The organism is Micromonospora sp. CNZ297, assembly GCF_007827625.1.
On the sequence record NZ_VISU01000001.1, the window covers coordinates 738,148 to 757,148 of the forward strand.

General features: G+C 69.9%; 13 protein-coding genes. 5 read left to right on the plus strand and 8 right to left on the minus strand.

All coding sequences use genetic code 11. From position 1 onward, the window contains the following. Position 1: 1 nt before the first annotated feature. On the minus strand, positions 2–2,950 hold the full coding sequence (locus FB454_RS03030; protein ID WP_145822445.1) for a glycoside hydrolase family 183 protein: 2,949 nt from the start codon (positions 2,948–2,950) through the stop codon (positions 2–4). Between the two features lie 324 nt (positions 2,951–3,274). On the opposite strand from FB454_RS03030, the gene FB454_RS03035 reads away from it, so the two are divergent. The 3 genes from FB454_RS03035 to FB454_RS03045 all read left to right on the plus strand — a co-directional run bounded on the left by FB454_RS03035 (position 3,275) and on the right by FB454_RS03045 (position 8,930). After that, entirely contained in the window at positions 3,275–6,274 is a 3,000-nt protein-coding gene (locus tag FB454_RS03035) for a BTAD domain-containing putative transcriptional regulator (protein WP_145822446.1), read from the plus strand. A 243-nt stretch (positions 6,275–6,517) separates the two neighbouring features. Then, on the plus strand, positions 6,518–7,789 hold the full coding sequence (locus FB454_RS03040) for an acyl-CoA dehydrogenase family protein (RefSeq protein WP_047891990.1): 1,272 nt from the start codon (positions 6,518–6,520) through the stop codon (positions 7,787–7,789). 7 nt (positions 7,790–7,796) lie between these two features. Continuing rightward, on the plus strand, positions 7,797–8,930 hold the full coding sequence (locus FB454_RS03045) for a nucleotide disphospho-sugar-binding domain-containing protein (RefSeq protein WP_145822447.1): 1,134 nt from the start codon (positions 7,797–7,799) through the stop codon (positions 8,928–8,930). 77 nt (positions 8,931–9,007) lie between these two features. On the opposite strand, the gene FB454_RS03050 is transcribed toward FB454_RS03045, so the two are convergent. The 3 genes from FB454_RS03050 to FB454_RS03060 form a co-directional block, all read right to left on the minus strand. Continuing rightward, positions 9,008–9,427 carry an ester cyclase gene (locus FB454_RS03050; RefSeq protein ID WP_013287130.1) on the minus strand — a complete coding sequence of 140 codons (420 nt, stop codon included), beginning with the start codon at positions 9,425–9,427 and terminating at the stop codon, positions 9,008–9,010. 69 nt (positions 9,428–9,496) lie between these two features. After that, positions 9,497–10,249, minus strand: coding sequence for a class I SAM-dependent DNA methyltransferase (locus tag FB454_RS03055; RefSeq protein WP_013287131.1), 753 nt, complete (start codon positions 10,247–10,249; stop codon positions 9,497–9,499). Further along, positions 10,246–10,860, minus strand: a complete 615-nt coding sequence (locus tag FB454_RS03060; RefSeq protein WP_030268096.1) for an NADPH-dependent FMN reductase — start codon at positions 10,858–10,860, stop codon at positions 10,246–10,248. The genes FB454_RS03055 and FB454_RS03060 overlap by 4 nt, the downstream gene beginning before the upstream one ends. A gap of 155 nt (positions 10,861–11,015) precedes the next feature. Between FB454_RS03060 and FB454_RS03065 the strand changes: the two genes are divergently transcribed. After that, positions 11,016–12,224, plus strand: coding sequence for a nucleotide disphospho-sugar-binding domain-containing protein (locus tag FB454_RS03065; RefSeq protein WP_013287133.1), 1,209 nt, complete (start codon positions 11,016–11,018; stop codon positions 12,222–12,224). A 163-nt stretch (positions 12,225–12,387) separates the two neighbouring features. Here FB454_RS03065 and FB454_RS03070 read toward each other — a convergent pair whose 3' ends face one another. Together FB454_RS03070 and FB454_RS03075 are read right to left on the minus strand one after the other, a co-directional pair. Continuing rightward, positions 12,388–13,824, minus strand: a complete 1,437-nt coding sequence (locus tag FB454_RS03070; protein WP_013287134.1) for an NDP-hexose 2,3-dehydratase family protein — start codon at positions 13,822–13,824, stop codon at positions 12,388–12,390. Between the two features lie 127 nt (positions 13,825–13,951). Continuing rightward, positions 13,952–15,061, minus strand: a complete 1,110-nt coding sequence (locus FB454_RS03075) for a DegT/DnrJ/EryC1/StrS aminotransferase family protein (protein WP_145822448.1) — start codon at positions 15,059–15,061, stop codon at positions 13,952–13,954. A 178-nt stretch (positions 15,062–15,239) separates the two neighbouring features. Here FB454_RS03075 and FB454_RS03080 point away from each other — a divergent pair, with 178 nt between their 5' ends. Further along, on the plus strand, positions 15,240–15,950 hold the full coding sequence (locus FB454_RS03080) for a class I SAM-dependent methyltransferase (protein WP_071094305.1): 711 nt from the start codon (positions 15,240–15,242) through the stop codon (positions 15,948–15,950). A gap of 15 nt (positions 15,951–15,965) precedes the next feature. Here the strand turns inward: FB454_RS03080 and FB454_RS03085 are convergent, their stop codons facing one another. Beyond that, on the minus strand, positions 15,966–16,952 hold the full coding sequence (locus FB454_RS03085) for a Gfo/Idh/MocA family protein (protein ID WP_030268087.1): 987 nt from the start codon (positions 16,950–16,952) through the stop codon (positions 15,966–15,968). A gap of 84 nt (positions 16,953–17,036) precedes the next feature. After that, positions 17,037–18,992 carry an AfsR/SARP family transcriptional regulator gene (locus FB454_RS03090; RefSeq protein ID WP_013287138.1) on the minus strand — a complete coding sequence of 652 codons (1,956 nt, stop codon included), beginning with the start codon at positions 18,990–18,992 and terminating at the stop codon, positions 17,037–17,039. Between the last annotated feature and the right edge of the window lie 9 nt (positions 18,993–19,001).

Consider the following 19,001-nt stretch of genomic DNA (forward strand, 5'->3'; position numbering starts at 1 on the left):
GTTATCCGAGGACGAACCGGAAGAAGCGGGGGCGGTAGATGCCCGGATCGCGGTAGTGGTCCGCTTCCGGGGAGACGCGGGTGTCCATGCTGTTGACGTTGTAGGAGGCGATGAAGGTGTCACCGGAGCTGAGCGCGGGGTGCACGTGGGCGTTGTAGGAGATGACGTTGGGGTTCCAGTAGCTGCCGTAGGGGCCGGGTTCCGGCATGCGGTAGACCGGGGTCTTCTGGGTGAAGGGGCCGTACGGTGAGCAGGACGTCCAGGCGTTGATCTGTCCGCTGAACGCCTCGGTGCTGTCCTGGCTGAGGAGGAGGAACTGTCCGCCCCAGGGGGTGACGCTGTACTCGTTGGCGATGCCGGTCAGCAGGTTGCGGGAGTTCTGCTCGCGGAGCGTCCAGCCCCACGGCGTGTGGTACTGCCAGGTGCCGTTGGCGAGGTCGCTGCCGTACACCCGGGCGATGCGCATCTGCTTGTTGATCGGGGAGTCGTCGACGCCGTAGACGTAGGTGTAGCCGTCGCCGCTGCGGCTGGCCGGCAGCAGCCCCGAGCCCCAGGCGACCCCGCTGGCAGAGGGCAACTCCCGGACGCTGACCGGGGTCCGCAGGTTGGACAGGGCGAAGTTGGCGACGACGTTGCGGTTGAACCGCCAGTCCCAGGCGCCGGAGCCGAACCGCTCGTACTCCTGGTACACGACTTGAAGTTGTCCGCCCGAGAGGTGGCCGTCACCGACCCAGTACCACTTTCCGGGTCCGGACGGCGGCATCAACGCCCGAGGCGCCCCGGCGGTGCCGCCCTGGTAGGTGGTGAGGCTGCCGCCGTTCTGCACGACGAAGGTGTTGTTGACCAGGGGGGCGCTCACCGGGCGGGTGCCGTCGCTGTTGAGCGGGCCCATCCAGGTGTCGGAGAACAACCAGACGATCCGGCCGTCGGGCAGCTTCACCGAGTACGTGGAGTCGCCGCCGGTCCAGCCGTCCGGCGTGCTGGCGGCGTATCTGTTGAACGCGCCCTCCGGCTCGACCGTGGTCTCGACGCTGTGCACCGAGAGCGGGCGCAGCGCGCACGAGCGGGCCGTGAGTGGCAGCACGCTCTCCACATTCGTGGTGAACGTCTTCGGGCTGCTGTCCGCGTCGGCGGAGTGGATGTCCAGTTCGGTCCAGGTGGTCACCAGAGTGGCCACCATGGGGTACGCGAAGTCCGGCACCGTGATCAGTCCACCCGCGTCGGGATGGCGCACGGTGTGGATGCTCGGGTACTTCGCCAGCGTGCCGGTGCTTCCCGTCGGCGACCAGACGACGACGGCAGATCTGCGGTCGGCGTCCCTGGTGGTGTCCACCATCAGTGTCGAGCAGTATCCGCAGCTCGCGTCGCCGGAGTTCCTGACCGCGCGGAAGTCGTGGTAGACAGCACCGCCCTTACGCAGGATGTCCTGGTACTCCGCCTGGGCGCCGGCGGGCGTCGAGTGACTCTTACGGGCCGGTCTGGCGCCCCCGAGGGCGTCGTCGCTCGTCCCGCTCGCGCCGGTGAGGTTGCTGCGCCACAGGCTCGCGTCGGAGTCGGAGTAGCCGTAGATGCGCCAGGCGTCCACGGTCGGGGCGGGCGCGGCGTTCGCCTTGGCCAGCCGGTAGTTGGCGATGTGGTAGTTGAGGAGCATGTCCGCGAAGTTCAGGCCGTAGCCCTCAGCGGTGTGCCGGATCGCCTCGATCGGCAGATGGTCGTGGTCCCGGATGCTCTCCCACGTGCGTCGCACGAAGGAGGCGTCGACCTGCTCGGTGAGGTAGGTCGGCAGCAGGAACGCGCCATACTGCGGACCGCCGCCCAGCCCGCCCCAGGAGTTGAGTGCCGCCCCGGGCTTGCTGAGCACGTCGTAGACGTTGCGGGCGTACAGCTTCTCCTCGCCGGGGATGGGCACGTACGGCGCCCGGACGTAGGTCTGGTGGGTCGCCCACTCCGCGGTGGCCTCCATCCACCAGTTCATCGAGCCGAACTCCTTGCCACCCACGAAGAGGGCCAGGTAGTCCAGGCCGACGTCGGACCGGTCCCAGTACTGGTACTGCATGACGTGGAACAGCTCATGCCGCGGCAGGTAGTCCCAGTCGTCCTGCCCGTTGGGCACCAGCATGGTCGCCTGCTGGTTCAAGCCGAACGGCAGGACGAACGGCGCGTCGATCGGCAGGCCGACCCCGCCGACGATCGGAATCTCGTCGACGCCGTAGACCAGCACCCAGGGCTTGCCGTCCCGCACGGGCAGCGGGTAGCCCATCTCGCGATACTCGTCGACGGCGATCGAGAGCGCGTTCAGCAGATGCTGCACCGCCTTCGCCCGGCCGTTCGGGTTGGCGTCCGCCGGGATGCCCGGCCTGCCTCCACCGGCGATGTTGTAGAGGACGAGGAACTCGCCGGCCGACGCCCGGCAGCGATAGGTGACCCCGAGGTAGTCGTACGGTTCGGCGGCGCAGTCGTCGTAGCCGGCGGCCGTGGCGGCGCCGGCAGGCACCGCGACATCTGGCGCGATCGTCCGCGCCGCCTCCGGATCGGCGCTCGCCGCCAACATCGACAGGTATGTCAGATATCGCTGCGGGTCGCGGATGGCCCCGGTCGGTCGAAGGTGCGCCGGCACCGACCGGGGCGAGCGCACCGCGCCCAGGCCGTACCGCACCGCGTCGTCGCGGGAGAGCTTCCCCCGGTGGTACGCCGAGAGCACGCGTTCCCCGGGGCCGAAGTCGGGCGGGGCGGCCGTCCTGCCGGTGGCGGTGCTGAGCGGCGCCTCCTTGAACGGCGTCGGTTGCGGGACCGGCGGGGCGGCGACTCGCGGTTCGGTGTGCGGCGGCGCGACGGCTCCCACGGCGGCTGGCGCCGCGGCCGAATCGGGCGCCGCCTGCGCGGCGCCACTGGTCAACACGGCCGCTGCCAGCACAACTGTCGCGCTGAGCAGGGCCAGGGGGTCTCTCATCGCACTCCCTCTGTTGGATGACCGGCCGGTGCCGTCCGGCGGACGGCGCGTCGGGCCGGTGGATCGTTGTGCTCGGCCAGCAGGCATCGCACCCCGGCGATTGCGTCGCTCATCGCCCCCCCCGGATGAGCGCACCGGACTCTGCGCACCCTTCGTCGCTCGCGGCCACCCCGTGCTGGCCGCGCCGCGAAGCGCACGCTCGTACCGCCCGCTCACTGTCAGCGGGCTCGACCATAATCAGGGCCGGCGCATGCAGCGATCTTGCAAAATGCTTGCAGAGGAGTCGCGCCGGCCCGCACACGCAGCGACGGCAGGGAAGTGCACATGGAGTTTCGGGTCCTCGGGCCGGTGGAGATCTGGTCCGAGGGTGTCCGCGTCGCCATCGGAGGACGACAGCCCCGGTTGCTCCTGGCGGCGCTCGTCCTGGAGGCCAATCGACCGGTACCTGCGGACCGGCTCATCGACCTGATCTGGGCTCAGGCGCCCCCACCCAGCGCACGAGCGACGGTGCAGGCCATGGTCTCGCGCCTACGGGCCACCTTCCGGCAGATCGGTGCATCCGCGCAGCTGCTGAGCGAGCGCGGCGCCTACCGGCTGCACGCCGATCCGGCGACCGTCGACGCACACCGCTTCTCCGCCCTCGTCCAGCAGGCCGCAGGCTCTTCCGACGATCGCACCACCGTGGAGTTGCTGGACCAGGCGCTGGACCTGTGGCGAGGTGAGCCACTGCTCGACGTCGTCGACGACTCCGGACGCCAACTGCTCTGTTCGGGTCTCGTCGAGGCCCGCTGGACGGCTGCGGAGGACCGGGCGGACGCGCTGCTGCGGCTGGGTCGCACGAGGAGAGTGGTGCGCGAGCTGTCCGACCAGGTGGCCGGACAGCCCTATCGGCACCGCCTCGTCGGTCAGCTCATGACAGCCCTGTATCTCGAGGGCCAGGCCGATCGAGCATCGGAGGTCTACCGCGATCTCCGCACCCGGCTACACGACGATCTCGGCCTGGAACCGTCACGCGAGCTCAGCCGCCTGCACCGGCTCATCCTCAGGGGCGATCCGGTGCTGCCGGCGGAACGCGACGACGCACTGCCGAGCGTCCCGCACCGTCCGGAAGAGCTGCCACAGGACGTGCCAGGTTTCATCGGTAGAACTGACGAGATGACCCGTCTCGACCAGCTGTCGGGCGGATCCAGCGCCACGACGGTCTGGGTTCTCAGCGGAATCCCCGGAGTCGGAAAGACGGCGCTGGCGGTGCGCTGGGCGCATCGGGTACGTGACGCCTTCCCCGACGGTCAGATGTTCATCGACCTGCGCGGCTTCGACGTCGAGCGCCCACCCGTCACACCGTCCGCCGCGCTCGGACAGCTACTCGGTGGGCTTGGTGTCGACCCCCGCGTCGTTCCGGACGATCAGGACGGCCGGGTCTCGCTGTTCCGCTCGACGATGACCGGCCGCAGGATTCTGCTGGTGCTGGACAATGCTCGTGACGCTGACCAGGTGATACCACTGATCCCGCCCAGCGGCACCGTGCTGATCACCAGCCGTCGTCGGCTCGGTGAGCTGGTCGTCCGGGCCGGCGCCCGATCTCTGCTGCTGGGCGTGCTCAGCCCGACGGACTCCGTACGGCTGCTGGCGGCGATGCTCGGCGACGAGGCCGTCCGGGGCGAGGCCGGCGCCGCGGCCCGCCTCGCCCACCTCTGCGGGCACCTGCCACTGGCACTGCGGATAGCGGCAGCGAACCTGCAGACGAGCGGCCATCCCCACATCGCCGGACTGGCCGAGGAACTCGACGAGGGCGGCCCTCTCACCAGCCTGACCGTCGACGGTGCCGACGAGGGCGCGGTCACGAAGGCCTTCGCGATGTCGTATCGGGCCCTGCCCACCGCTCAGCAACGAATGTTCCGTCACATCGGGCTGGTCCCCGGTGGCAGCTTCACCCCCCACGTCGCCGCCGCGCTCGAGGGGGTCGCGCCCCCCATCGCGACGAGAACACTCCGCGCCCTCGCGTCCGCACACCTGATCGAGCATCAGGGAGGCGACAGATACCGGTTTCACGACCTGCTCCGCCAGTACGCCGTGGACCGGCTCGTCACGGAGGACGACGACACCACCCGTCACGACGCCCGGCAGCGTCTGCTTGAGCACTATCGCAGCAGGGCCGACGCCGCCGGACGTCAACTCATCCCCCACTTCCTCAGGCTCCCCGGGCCGGTCCCGCAACAATCGTTTCCGGATGCCGACGAGGCATCGGCGTGGCTGGACGCAGAAGCAGCCAATGTCATCGCGGCGATCAACCACGCCGCCGACCACGGGCATGCACGCTTTGTCTGGCAGCTCACCGACGCCCTACGCGCCTGGTTCCACCAGCGTGGACGCCGCGCCGAGTGGCTGTCCGCGGCCACCGGAGGGTTGGCCGCCGCCCAGGCCGCGAACGACCTGACAGCCCAGGCCAGCATGCACCTGAGCATCGCCCTCGCCCACGTCACCGCCGGCCGGTACGAGGAAGCCCGCCAACACCTCCTCGACGGCCTCCGCATCAACGCCCATGACCGGTGGCCGGAGGGACGCACGGCCCTGCTGAACAATCTCAGCGCGGTGCACCAGCGCCTCGGCAACCCCCGAGCCGCAATCGACTGCGCCCAACAATCCCTGGAGCTCAACCGGCAAAACCGCAACGACGGCGGCGAGGCCATGTCCCTCGCCAACCTCGGATTCGCACACTGGCAGCTCGGCGCGCTGTCACAGGCGGACCAGCACATCCGGGACGCACTAACCTGCGCGGAACGGAGCGGCTCGCGGTACAACGAAGCGGTGCTTCTGGTCGACCTCGCGGGCATCCGCCGCGACCGTGGAGACCAGGAAGCCGCCGAGGAGTTGTACGACCGGGCGCTGGTCGCCAACCGCGATCTGGGCTATCAGTACGGCGAGGCGACGGCACTCAGCGGACGTGCGTTGTTGTGGTCGATGACCGGCCGCGCACCACGCGCCTGCGCCGACGCGCGACAAGCAGTGGCGTTGACCCAGGAGATCGGCGACGCCGGCACCGAGGCGTGGGCACGCGAGGCTTACGGCCGCGTGCTGCTGGCCGCTGAACGGCCGGCAGAGGCAGCCGAGGAACACCGCCTGGCGCTCGACCTGGCCCGGCAGACCCGGTTCGTGTGGTGCGAGGCGAGTGCCCTGGTGGGGCTGGCGGCGGTGTGCCTGGCCACCGAGCAGCCCGACGTCGCTCGCGAGCACGCCGAGGCCGCGCTGCGCATGGCGAACGAAGCCGGCTACCGGCTGATCGAGTCACGCGCGCTTGGTCTGTTGAAGACGCTCGACGACTGAATCGTCTTGATCGGGCCCACGTACGGCGGCGGCCAACCCGGCGAGATACCAGGCAACAGACTCCCTGTTCCGCTCTGGATGGGTTTCGGGGGCGCCATCCAGGGCTACGGCGGGCCGGCCGACGTCCGTCGCGTTGGTCCCTCGAATCCTCCTTGACGGCGATGATGCCGCTCAAGTGAGGCTCAAATCGTCCGGAGCAGAGTCGGATGCATCTGACGCACACGGTCACAGACTGGAGCATGGATGACCACCACGCCTGTACGAGCACCGGCGGCCGGGGAGTTGCTGGCACCGGTCAGCAAGGAGGGGCAGGCGTTCCTTGACCTGCTGGCCGTGCACATTCCGTACGTGCGGGAGGTAAGCGGAGCGCACGACCGGGACGGCACATTTCCGTTCGAGGTGTTCGATCGCTTTCGCACCTCGGGGGTGTTGGCCGCCACCGTTCCCGCCGAACTGGGCGGTCTCGGGGTGAGCCACATGCACGACGTGGCGCTCGCGCTACGTACCCTCGCCGAGTTCGACGCGTCCGTCGCGCTCGCGCTGCACATGCAGCTCAGCCGTGGGCTCACCCTCACATACGAGTGGCGTTACGGCGCGCCGGAGGCGCAGTCCCTCGCCGAGCGGCTCATGCGTTCGGTCGGCGAGCGCGAGGCGATCATCTGCGGCGCGGTCAAGGACGCGCCGCGTGCCACGACCAGGCTGACTCCGGCGCCTGGCGGAGGTTGGTTGCTCAACGGTCGCAAGACCCTGGTAAGCCTCGCGCCCGCCGCCACACACTTCGCGGTATACGCCGAGGTGCACGTCGACGAGGAACCGCTCCGCCTCGCCGCGCCGGTACTGACCCGCCAGACGCCCGGCCTCACGGTCCTCGACAACTGGGACGGCCTCGGCATGCGCGGCTCGGGCACTGTCGACATCGTCTTCGACAACTGCCCGATCGCAGCGGAGGACGTCCTCCCCAGGGCCGCCGTCGGTGCCCGCCAGGACGCGGTGCTCGCTGGGCAGACGGTCAGCTCGGTCACCATGCTCGGCATCTACGCCGGGATCGCGTCGGCGGCGCGCAACGTGGCCGTCGACTGGACCGTCCGGCGCCGGGTCGACCCAGGAGCGGCGGTCCGGACGCTGCTCGCCGAGATCGAGGCGCGATTGTTCGCACTGCGCTCGTCGGCCGCCGCCGCGCTACGCAATGCCGACGAGCTCGCATTCGACTTCTCGGTCGACGCCGATGAGCGCGGCCGCCGGATGATGACCCCGTTCCAGTGCGCGAAGCTCATGGTCAACCAGCTCGCGTCAGACATTGTTGATCGCTGCATGACGGTCGTCGGTGGCGCCTCCTTCTCGGCCCGGCACCCGCTCGCCCGCCACTACCGCGACGTGCGCGCCGGCCGATACATGCAGCCGTACACCTACGTCGACGCGATCGACTACCTCAGCGGCCAAGTCCTCTGCTTCGACCAGGACAACGACTACGTCAGCGCCCGGGCGATCAGAGCCCGGCGCGAGCCGTCCCCTTAGGAGAGCCATGCGCGTCCTGTTCATCCCGTCCCCCGGGCTCAGCCACATCCTGCCCACCGTGCCGCTCGCCCACGCCCTTCAGGCCGCGGGCCACCACGTCCGGTACGCGGGTGGCGGCGACATCCATGCCGTCGCCGAGGCCGGTTTGTGTGGCGTCGACGCCTCGCCCGGCGCCGACTACGCGAAGTTGTTCATCCCCGACGAGACCGACGGCGTCGACCCGATGCACTCCGACGAGGCGGGCGTCGCTGATCTCGCAGCCATGTTCGCCCGGGTCTCGGGGGCCGTGGTGAACGGCGCGCTCGCGTTCGCGAAGCAGTGGCGGCCGGACCTGGTCGTGTACACCCCGACGCAGGGTGCCGGGCCACTCGTCGCCGCTGCGCTCGGGATACCCTGCGCCGAACTGCCGCTCGGGCCGGCCGACGGTGAGGAGCAGCTGCCATCGCTGATCCGTGCGGCGATGGCCACCGACTACGAGCGGCACGCTGTCGGCGGCTCGCCCGGTACCCGGGTCCGGCTCATGCCGATGGCGCCGAGCATCGAGTCATTGTTGCCCGGTCCGCACACGCCGGGTGCCTGGCCGGTGCGGTACCAGCCTTACAACGGCGGTGCGATCCTGCCGGAGTGGCTCGTGGAAGCGCCGGCGCGGCCGCGCATCGCGGTCACGCTCGGCACGATCGACGCCCGCTGGGGTGGGATCGCCCAGCTGGCCCCGTTCATCGAGGCCGCCGGTTCTGTCGAGGCCGAGTTCGTGCTCACTCTGGGCGGCGGTGATGAGGCGCTGCTCGGCAAGTTGCCGCAGAACGTCCGCGTCATCGAGTGGCTCCCGCTTGGTGTGCTCCTGGAGTCCTGCGCCGGGATCATCCACCACGGCGGCAGCGGCACGATCATGACCGCGCTCGTCGCCGGGGTGCCGCAGTGTGTGATCCCGCAGGGTTCCTTCCAGAACATCGGGCGCGACGTGCTGGTCAAGCGAGGCATCGGCTTCTCGACCAGTTCGGCCCAGTTGGGTCCTGCAGAGTGCCGGCGGCTCCTCGAGGACGACTCGATGCGCGAGGCGGCTCGGGACGCGGCCTCCGAGGCCGCCACCATGCCGCCGGTAGCCGACCTCGTTCCCCGGTTGGTGCAGCTCACCAGGTGAGCCGGTACGCGAAACGGCCTCGCCCGCGGCGACCGGACGAGGCCGTTTCACACTGCCGGCGCTGCCCGGCGTGACGCTCAGAGCGCCGGTGCCGGGTGGCCGAGTTCCCGGAACAGCGGGGCGAAGTCGAATATGTCCCAGTGCTCGACGACCTTGCCCTCCTCGTTGAAGCGCAGCTCCTCGAGGTAGTGCCAGGTGACCTTCCGCCCGGTCGCCGGTATCCCGGCGAACTCACCGCTGTGCGTGGCGGTCGCGGTCAACCGGAGCATCACCCGGTCGCCTTCCGCGAGGATGCTCTTCACTTCGAGTCGCAGGTCTGAGAAGGACACCAGCGAGCCACGCATCGCCGTCAGGACGAGTTCAGTGTCGTGCGGCTCGCCGTCCAGGTTGTAATGCGTGACGTCGGGCGCCCAGTGCTCAGTCACCCCCGACACGTCTGCCCGGTTCCAGGCGGCGACCATCTGCAGGCAGCGATTCTTGTTCTCCAGCGGCGACATGCCAACTCCTCATGCTCTGGGGTCTGCCGGGTTGCCGCCGATGCTGGCACCCGGCGCTCGGAAAGGGCTTCAGTCCTCCTGGTGTCCGGCACAGCCGACGAAGAGGCCACGGCCCGACTGGCTGCCCTCGAGGTAGCGCACGCTCAATCCCGCGCCCCGGAATGCCTTCTCATACGTGTCGCGGGGGAAGAGCGTGATGCGATGCTGCTCGACGAAGTGGTGGACGCCGCCGGTGGGGCGAGCGACGATGTAGTGGACCTCCATTCGGGAAGCGTCGCCGTCGCGCTTGGAGTGCGAGACGCGTACGACGGTCGTCCCGTCGGCCTCGACGAGGGAGGCCGACACGTATCCGTCGAGGTAGGTGTCCGGGAACCACCAAGGGTCGATCGCGACCACACCGCCGGGCGAGAGGTGCGCCGCGAAGCGCCGCAGGGCCGCGTTCAGCTCCTCGACGTCGGTGAGGTAACCCACGGAGCCGAACATGCAGGTGATCACGTCGTACCGCTCGCCGAGATGGAAGGAGCGCATGTCGCCGTGGTGCACGACCGCCCCCGGGATGTTCGTGCGGGCCGCCTCGACCATCGCAGGGGACAGTTCCAGGCCCTCCACCCGGTCGAAGAGCCGAGCGAACGCGCGCAGGTGCGCACCGGTGCCGCAGGCGACGTCGAGCAGGGTCGCAGCGCCGGGCAGCAACGCCCGCGCCTGCTCGGCGACGAACGCGGCCTCCTCGTCGTAATCCTTGCCTCGGGCACGGTGCACCAGCTCGTACACCTCGGCCTGTTCCTCGCCGTACATGCCGGCCGCCGGCACCGATGTCGTCATCGCCGCGCTCCCGCCACCGTCGGCCGCACCCGACGGCGGGCGGCGACGAGTACCTGATCCAGCAGAATCTCCAGAGCGGCCCGAGTACGGGGGTCGGCGGGCGCTCCGGTCGTGTCCAGTTCGGCGCGCTCACCGGACAGGGCGAGGCCGAGCGGGGTCGGCCAGCCGCGCAGCGCGTGCGCGATGGTCCGCAGGGTGGCCAGGGTGGAGTGCGCGCCCTGTTCCCCGGAGGAGATGGCAACGCAGCCGATCGGCCGGTCGCTGAGGAACGGCTCACGGGCGTCGGCGAGGTCGTTGGCGTAGTCGAGAGCGTTCTTCAGCAGGCCGGAGACGGTGCCGTGATACGTGGGTGAGAGGAGCACGACCCCGTCGGCACGGGCGAGGGCCGCCACGATCCGTGGTACCCGCTGCGGCCCGTCCCCGCGGTGTGGCCGGTAGAACGGCAACTCGAGGTCGGCGCCGCGCAGGCACGTGACGACGGCTCCCTCCTCGGCGCATCTACCAGCACACCACACGGCAAGCCGGCCGGTGCGCGACGATGCGCACAGCGAGCCACCGATGAGTACGACCTGGGGAGCCGGATGGTTGCTGCGGTGGGGTGGTCCAGGCATCGACGGACCTCTTTCTGTCGTGCTGAACGTCGTGTCATGGCGACTCTGCCCGGCTCCGGTCGGCGACGCATCGACGCCCGCTCGAGCACCTTTCGACCGGATGTGGCCAGGATGGCGACGCGCAGGCCGTGCGCATCCGTACCGAGGGAGCTGCGGTGAAGGTCCTGTTCACGGTGTCGTCCTGGCCCACCCACTACGCCGTGATGGTGCCGATCGGCTGGGCACTGCAGGCCGGCGGGCACGAGGTGCGCGTTTTGTGCACCCCGTCGCAGGTAGCGCCGCTGTGCGCAGCGGGGCTGACTCCGGTGCCGATTCTGGACAGTCCGTCGGACGAGATCCGGCTCCGCCTGCAGTACTTCATGGAGGCGGTCGACGGGGTATGGCCGTACCCGTGGCCGCCGTTGCATCCGATCACCGGCGCGCAGCTGGACGGCTTGGACGACTTCGACCTGACCGGGTTTCGCGAGCGTCAGCTCCCGGAGGTCGCCGCCCGGGCCGCGGCCAGCTTCGACGCCGCGGTCGAGTACACGACGGCGTTCCGGCCGGACTTCGTGCTGCACGACCCGGCGAGCCTGGAGGGCCTGCTCGCCGGCCTCGTCACCGGCGTCAAGACGGCCATGGTGCTGTGGGGTCCGGTCGGTCCGGCCGAACCAGAGCACATGCGGATCGTGCCGGATGACATCAGCGGCTCCTTCGCCCGCTACGGTCTCGGCCCGTTCGACGCCGGCATGATCAAGACGGTCGTCGACCCGTGCCCGTCATCGGTCGAACCGCCGCTGGCGGCCGAGCGGCTGCCGGTGCGCTACGTCCCCTACAACGGCACCGCCCCGGCTCCGACGTGGCTGCTCGAACCCATCGACCGTCCGCGGGTCTGCCTGTCCTGGTCGACGGCGTTGCGCTCGATGTCGGGTCCCCGCTCGTTCGTGCTGCCCGAGGCAGTGCGTGCGCTCGAAGGCCTGGACGCCGAGGTGGTGCTCACCGCGACCGCACAGGACGTGGCCGAGCTCGGCCCGGTGCCGCCGACGGTGCGGGTACTCGAGCGGCTTCCGTTACGGCTGCTGCTGCCGACGTGCTCAGCGGTTGTCCACCACGGAGGCGGCGGCAGCACCCTGACCTCGCTCTGGGCGGGCGTGCCACAGGTGCTGCTGACGTTCGCCTCCGAACAGGCCGCGTCGGCGACCCGGGTGGCCGCCGCCGGCGCTGCGGTTCAGCTACCGGGTCACCTCGTCGACGCCGCCGCGATCCGCCGTGCCATCGACGAACTGCTCGCCGACGGGTCGTACAGGCGGTCGGCCGTGCGGCTGCGCGGAGAGATGGAGCAGCGGCCGACGCCCGCGGATCTCGTAGACCTGATCGGCGTCTGACTCTCTGCTTCCTCCTCCGTGACAGCTCTCCGGCTCCCTGACGGCGATCATCGAAGCTGCACGTGTCGAGCGGACCGGCTGGCGGCACTGCGGATACGGCTGCGGTTGCCGCTCAACGACACCGACGACCGCCCCGCCTGACCGCCGGGCGGCCGGCGGGTGCTCAGGTGATCAGGCTGTGCAGGCAGGCGAGCATGCTGCGCGCCTGGACGCTCAGGTAGTGGCTGTGTCGCAGCAGCGCCACAAGCTGGTGCACGGCGATCCAGCGGAACGCCCGATGCTCCAGCTCGGCGCCGCGACTGGTCTCGACGATCATGTACCGGTTGAGCGCGTGGAAGAATCGACCGCCCTCCTCGGACAGCACGGTGTCGAAGTGGATCTGGTCGGCAGGCGCGTCGAGAAAGTCTGGGAGGAACCGCGGCCGGTCGCCGGGTGGCAGCATCTCGTGGTTGCCGGGGATGCACTGCACGGTGGGACCGAGTTCGACGACGTCGAGATACCCGGGCTCGACTCTGGCCTGCACGAGGACGTGCAGCACGCCGCCGATGTCCTGCACCAGGAGTCCGATCAGCCCGGTGCCGACCGGCTCGATCATCGGCTGCGTCCAGTGGGCGACCTCACGCCCGCCCGCCGAGACGCCGACTCCGATGACCGAGAAGAACCGGCCGCTCTCGTGGACGATCGCGTCCTCAGTCCGATGCCAGCCGGTCACCTCGTTCAGCGGGATCCGCCGGGTCTCGACGTCGAGCCCGCAGCGCATCTCGGTGATCCAACTGAGGACCTCGCCCGTGGTGTGCAGACTGCCGGCGGTCTCGTCGCAGGCACGGATCAGCGACTCGCGGATCGCGCCGCCGCCGGACAGCACCCTGTGCACACCGGCGCCAGCGAACGGCAGGCATGACAACACGGTGCGAGCGTCCATGTTCACCAGATCGTCTGCGCTGAGCAAGGCATGGATCTGGCCGAGCGTGAGCCAGCGGAACCCGTCCAGCACCTCGACGTCCCCGGTCACCTCGACGACCATGTTCCGGTTGCGCTTGCGGTAGAACCAGGACCCCTGCTCGGACTGGCGTACATCACCGATCACCCGGTGCATACCGGGGTGGCGGAAGTAGTCCAGGTACGGCACGGCACGGCCGTTGTGTACCCGCGTGTAGTTGCTTCGGGTCGCCTGTACGGTCGGCGACAACTGCAGGCCGTTGCCGTTGCCCGGTTCCACCTTCGCCTGCATCAGGAAATGCAGTACCCCGTCGAACTCCTTGGCGATGATGCCGAGAATTCCGATCTCCGGCTGGTGGATGATCGGCTGGCGCCAGTGGGCGACCGGCCCGCCGGGAACCGCCACGTCGATGCCCTGCACCACGAAGAACTTGCTCAGGTCGTGGCGGATGTCGCCGGTCGCCGGGTCGGTGTGCCAGCTCTTCAGCGCCGACAACGGAATCCGGCGTACGTCGGTGTACGCGCGCCGGGCGAATTCGTCAAACCAGCCCCGGACGTCCGCAACGCCGGCGCCGTCGCGGACGAGAGCCGAGCGGGCTAGGCGCAGGTGGATCGGCTCACGATCGACCCGTAACGTCGTGGCAGGGGGCAGGACAGGCATGCGGCAGTCCTCCGTCGTCGTTACCAAGTGCGAAGTCTCGACGGTCGCGCACCCGTCACGGGTAACCGCCGACGATGGCTGGATCCGCGCTCTACTGGCGCGCGAGCAGGCTCGCGCACCGGCCCGGTCACAGCTTGGCCAGAACCTTTTGGAGCGCATCGATGATCCGGTCCTGCTTCGCCGGCTCCAGCGCGGGATACATCGGCAGCGAGAAGATCTCCCCCGCCAGCTTCTCCGTGATCGGCAGGGCGCCCTCGGCATAGCCCAGATGCGCGAAGCCGGTCATCGTGTGCACCGGCCAGGGATAGCTGATGTTGAGGTTGATGTCGTACTCGCGCAGAGCGGCGATGATCTCGTCCCGCCGGGGATGGCGCACCACGTAGACGTAGTAGACGTGCTCGTTGTGGGGTGCGACCACCGGCAGCGCGAGGTCCGTCCCGGCCAGCGCGGCGGCATACCGGTCGGCCACCGCCCGCCGAGCCGCGATGTAGCTGTCCAGCCGGCGCAGCTTGCGGCGCAGGATCTCCGCGTGGACCTCGTCGAGGCGGCTGTTGTGACCGGGCGTCTCGACGACGTAGTAGCGCTCCTCCATGCCGTAGTACCGCAGCCTGCGCAGCCGCCGGGCCGTCTCGTCGTCGCCGGTGACGACCGCTCCCCCGTCGCCGTATGTGCCGAGCACCTTGGTGGGGTAGAACGAGAACGCGCTGGCGTCACCGGTCGTTCCGGCCAGCCGGCCGCGGTGGCGCGCGCCGTGCGCCTGCGCGCAGTCCTCCAGCAGGATCAGATCGTGGGCGTCGGCGAGCGCGCGCAGTTCGGTCAGGTCCACGCACTGTCCGTACAGGTGAACCGGCAGGATGCAGGTGGTCCGCGGGCCGACCACGCTGCTCACCGCTGAGTTGTCCATCAGGTACGTGTCACTGTCGACGTCGACGAAGACCGGCACCGCGCCGACCGAGTCGATCGCGACGATCGTCGGCGCTGCAGTGTTCGACACCGTGATCACCTCGTCGCCCGGGCGGACCCCGGCCGCCTGCAGCGCGAGCTTGATCGCGTTCGTGCCGTTGTCGACGCCGACGCAGTGGGCCATCCCGTGCCAGGCCGCATACTCCGCCTCGAACGCCTTTACGCTCTGGCCCAGCACCAGTTGACCGGACCGGAACACGGTGTCGACCGCGTCGAGGATGTCGTCCCGCTCGGTCTCGTACTCGCCGAGGTAGTCCCATACGTTGTCGCTCATCGATGCGCCGGCCCCTCATCCGTTCGCTGCGCCAGGCTAGGTCGGCACGACGTTCGCAGCACGCGCTCGGGAACCGCTGCAACGCGGCTCGATACACCTTGGTGAGCCGTTCAGCACGCCGCGAGCGGGCTCTGCCAGGGTTCTTGGCCGACACCCTCCCCTTTTCGCAGGAGCGCCGATGTACAGCGCCGATCTGGCCGACGTGTACGAGCGGATCTATCAGAGCCGGGGCAAGGACTGGGGCGCCGAAGCCGTCCTCGTCGACGAGGTCGTGCGCCGGCACCGCCCGGCGGCGCGCACGCTGCTCGACGTCGCCTGCGGAACCGGGGCACATCTCGAAGCGCTGTCCCGCCGATTCGCGCACGTCGAGGGCCTCGAACTGGCCGAACCGATGCGGGAGCGGGCCAGGCTGCGGCTGCCCGGCGTCCACATCCGGGCCGGCGACATGCGCGACTTCGACCTGCACACCACCTTCGACGCGATCACGTGCATGTTCTGCTCGATCGCGTACGTGGACACGGTCGAGGAGATGCGCACCGCCATCGGTTGCATGGCGCGGCACCTGGCGCCCGGAGGGGTCCTGGTCGTCGAGCCCTGGTGGTTCCCTGAACAGTTCATCGAGGGCTACGTGGCGGGTGACCTGGCCCGTGGTGAGGACCTCACGATCGCCCGGATCTCCCACTCGACACTCGACGGCCGGGCCACCCGGATGGAGGTCCGGTTCCTGGTCGCCGACGAGTCGGGTATCCGCGAGTTCGTGGAGATCGACCGCCTGACGCTGTTCACGCGTGAGGAGTACGAATCAGCTTTCCGCGATGCCGGATGCTCGATCGAGTTCCTCCCCGGCCCGCCGACCGGGCGCGGCCTGTTCGTCGGTATCCGACAGTGAGGGCGTGCGGCACCGTCATCCGGCCGCACGCAGCATTCTCGCCGGGGAACCGGTCACGCGTGCCACGTCGCGGACCGCCTCGACCAGTTGGGCCTGCCGCAGGGTGGCCCGCTCCTCGATCGGCCCGTCGACACCGGAGCGAACCGCCTGGACGAACGCCCGCACCGCGTTGCGTACCTGCGGGTCGGCCGGCATCGCCAACTCGGTGGCCTGATCCTGGCGTTCCACCCGGACCGGCGGTTTCAGCTGGTCCGGCGGCGTGAACGCCCGGTCGACGGCGATCCGGCCGGTGCTGCCCCACAGCGCGTACTCGCACCGGTAGGAGTGGTCGAAGCCGAACGCCAGCTGTACCGCCACGCCGTCCGGCGCGGCCAGCAGGGCGGATCCGGCCACGTCGACGCCGGTGGTCTCGTCGTACCGCAGCGTGGCGGCGAGCACCTCGAGTTCCGGCAGGAACAGCTGCGCCGCCCGCAGCGGGTACACCCCCACGTCGAGCAGTGCGCCGCCGCCGAGGGCCGGCTGGTAGCGGAACCCGGCCGGATCGAGTGGCGGCACACCGAACGAGCTGGAGAACACCTGCAGCCGGCCGATGGCGTTGGCGGCGACCATGGCCCGGACTGCGTCGTGCTGCGAGTGGTGCAGGAACATGAAGTTCTCGGCGAGGACACGTCCGCGTTCGCGGGCGACGGCCATCAGTTCGACCGTCTCCACGTGCGTGGTGCACAACGGCTTCTCGGCGAGCACGTGTTTGCCGGCCTGCAGCGCCTCCGCCACCCACTCGTAGTGCAGCCGCGGCGGCAGCGGGATGTACACCGCCTCGACGTCGTCGCGCTTGAGCAGATCGCGGTAGCCGGTCACCGCCGCGCAGCCGAACCGGCCGGCGACCTGTTCGGCCTTGGACCGGCTCCGGCTGGCCACCGCGACGACCTCGACACCGTCGAGCCCTGCGATCGTGGGCATCAACCGCCGGATGGCGATGTCGGCGCACCCGAGCACGCCCATCCGAAGCACAGAACCGGATCCAGACAACGGGCACCTCTCAGCGCGGGCGTACGTGCGAACCAAGGCGACCCTGGCGGGCACGCCTCATCGGCTGCTCGACACCCGCTCGATCGGGTTCGGCGGCAACTTACGCATCGTCGACAGCACCGAGTCGAGCCGTTCCCGGGCGTACAGGTGCGCCACCCTCGGGAACGAGTAGTGCAGCTGGTCTCGGGCGCCGGGTACGACACTCACCTTCAGCAGGTGGTTGTCGGCGAACCGCTCCAGGAGCCGCTCCGCCGGCGGGACCTCCCAGCCGAGCAGGTCGGCTACGGCCTCAGCGGTGAACTCCCCGTGCGGCAGCATGCTCAGCAGCCGGAAGGTGCTCTGCTCCACCCGGTTGAGCAGGTCGTAGCTCGCGTCGTATGCCGATCGCACATCCAGCTCGCCGAGGCACAGCTCGTCGAGTACCTCGCGCGATCTCTGCAGATGCTCGGCCATGCCGCTGAGCGAGCGGGCCGGTACCGCGGCGAGCCGCGCGCCGATGCACCGCAACGCGAGCGGCAGCCGGCCCACCATGTCGACGAGGGTGCGGGCGGCCCGCTGTTCGCGATCGACACGGTCCCGGCCGATGATGCGGGCGAGCAGCTCCAGACTCTCGGCGTGGTCGAACACGTCGAGATCGATGTTCCAGAGGCCGCCCAGCCCGTACAGGCGGCGACGTCCGGTGACGACGACCGCGCACCGCGGGTCGCTCGGCAGCAGTAGCCGCACCTGGTCGACGGAGGCGGCGTCGTCGAGAAGCACCAGGAGTCGTCGTCCCGCCGTCGCCGACCGGTACGTCTTGCACCGCTCGGTGAGGTCGTCGGGGATGTGCTCCTCCGCCAGACCCAGCGTCCGCAGAAAGCCGTGCAACACCTCGGCCGGGTCCAGGGCCCGGCCTGAGGAGCCGTTGAGGTCGGCGTACAGCTGACCCCCGGGGTACGAGCGCCGCAGCCGGTGCGCCAGGTGCGTCGCGAGGGCGGTCTTGCCGACACCGGGCATGCCGGTGATGAACCCGATGCGGGTCGCGGTCCGCGACCCGACGTCCGCGTCCATCGCGAGGTGTGCGCCGAGTTCGGCGAGTACGCCGGCCCGTCCGGTGAAGTCCGCGATGTCGGTCGGCAGCTGGGCGGGCCGCGGCAGCTGACTCGCCGGGGCGGTGGGCACGGGCCGGGGCTGTTCGGACACCGTCCGGCGACCCGGAGCCGGCTCGGCGGGCGTCTGCCCGCCGGCGACGATCCGCTCACGTGCCGGCGGCCCGGGCTGGCTCGGCACCATCGGGGCGTCGGACAGCAGCGAATGGTGCAGCGCGCCGAGGGCGTGGCCCGGTTCGAGCCCAAGGTCCTCGATCATTCTGCCGCGCAGGGTCCGGAAGACTTCGAGGGCCTCCTGACGGCGGCCGGAGCGGTGCAGTGCCAGCATGAGCGAAGCGTGCAGCTGCTCGTCGAGCGGGCGGGTGAGGACGAGGGCTTTCAGTTCACTGACCAGCTCGTTGTGCCGGCCGAGGGTGAGATCGGCCTGAATGCGCAAATCGAGGATGCGGGCCCGGAGTTCTTCGAGGCGGGTCACGTACGAGGTGAGCAACGCGCCGGGCACCACGTCGACCAACGCGGCCCCGCGCCACAGGGCGAGGGCACGGCGCAGCGTCGTCGCGGCCCGCTCGGCGTCATCGGCCTCCAGTAGCGCGCGTCCCTCGGCGGCGTCGGTCTCGAACCGGTACAGGTCGACCGCCTCGTCCGGGACGTTGAGCAGGTAGCCACCCGGTTTGGTGGACAGGATCGGCTCCGACCCGCACCCGACCAGGGCCCGGCGCAGCTTGTACACGTAGGTCTGCAGGGTCGTCATCGCGCTTGCCGGAGGGTCCTGCTCCCACAGCTCGTCGATGAGCTCGCCGGTCTGCACGAGAGCGTTTCGACGCAGCAGGAGAAGCGAAATGACCTGGCGCGGCTTGGGTGCGGTAGGAACGACCTCCCGTCCGTTGGCGTACATTTCCAGAGGCCCGAGCACTCGAAAGTCCATTGAGTCCCC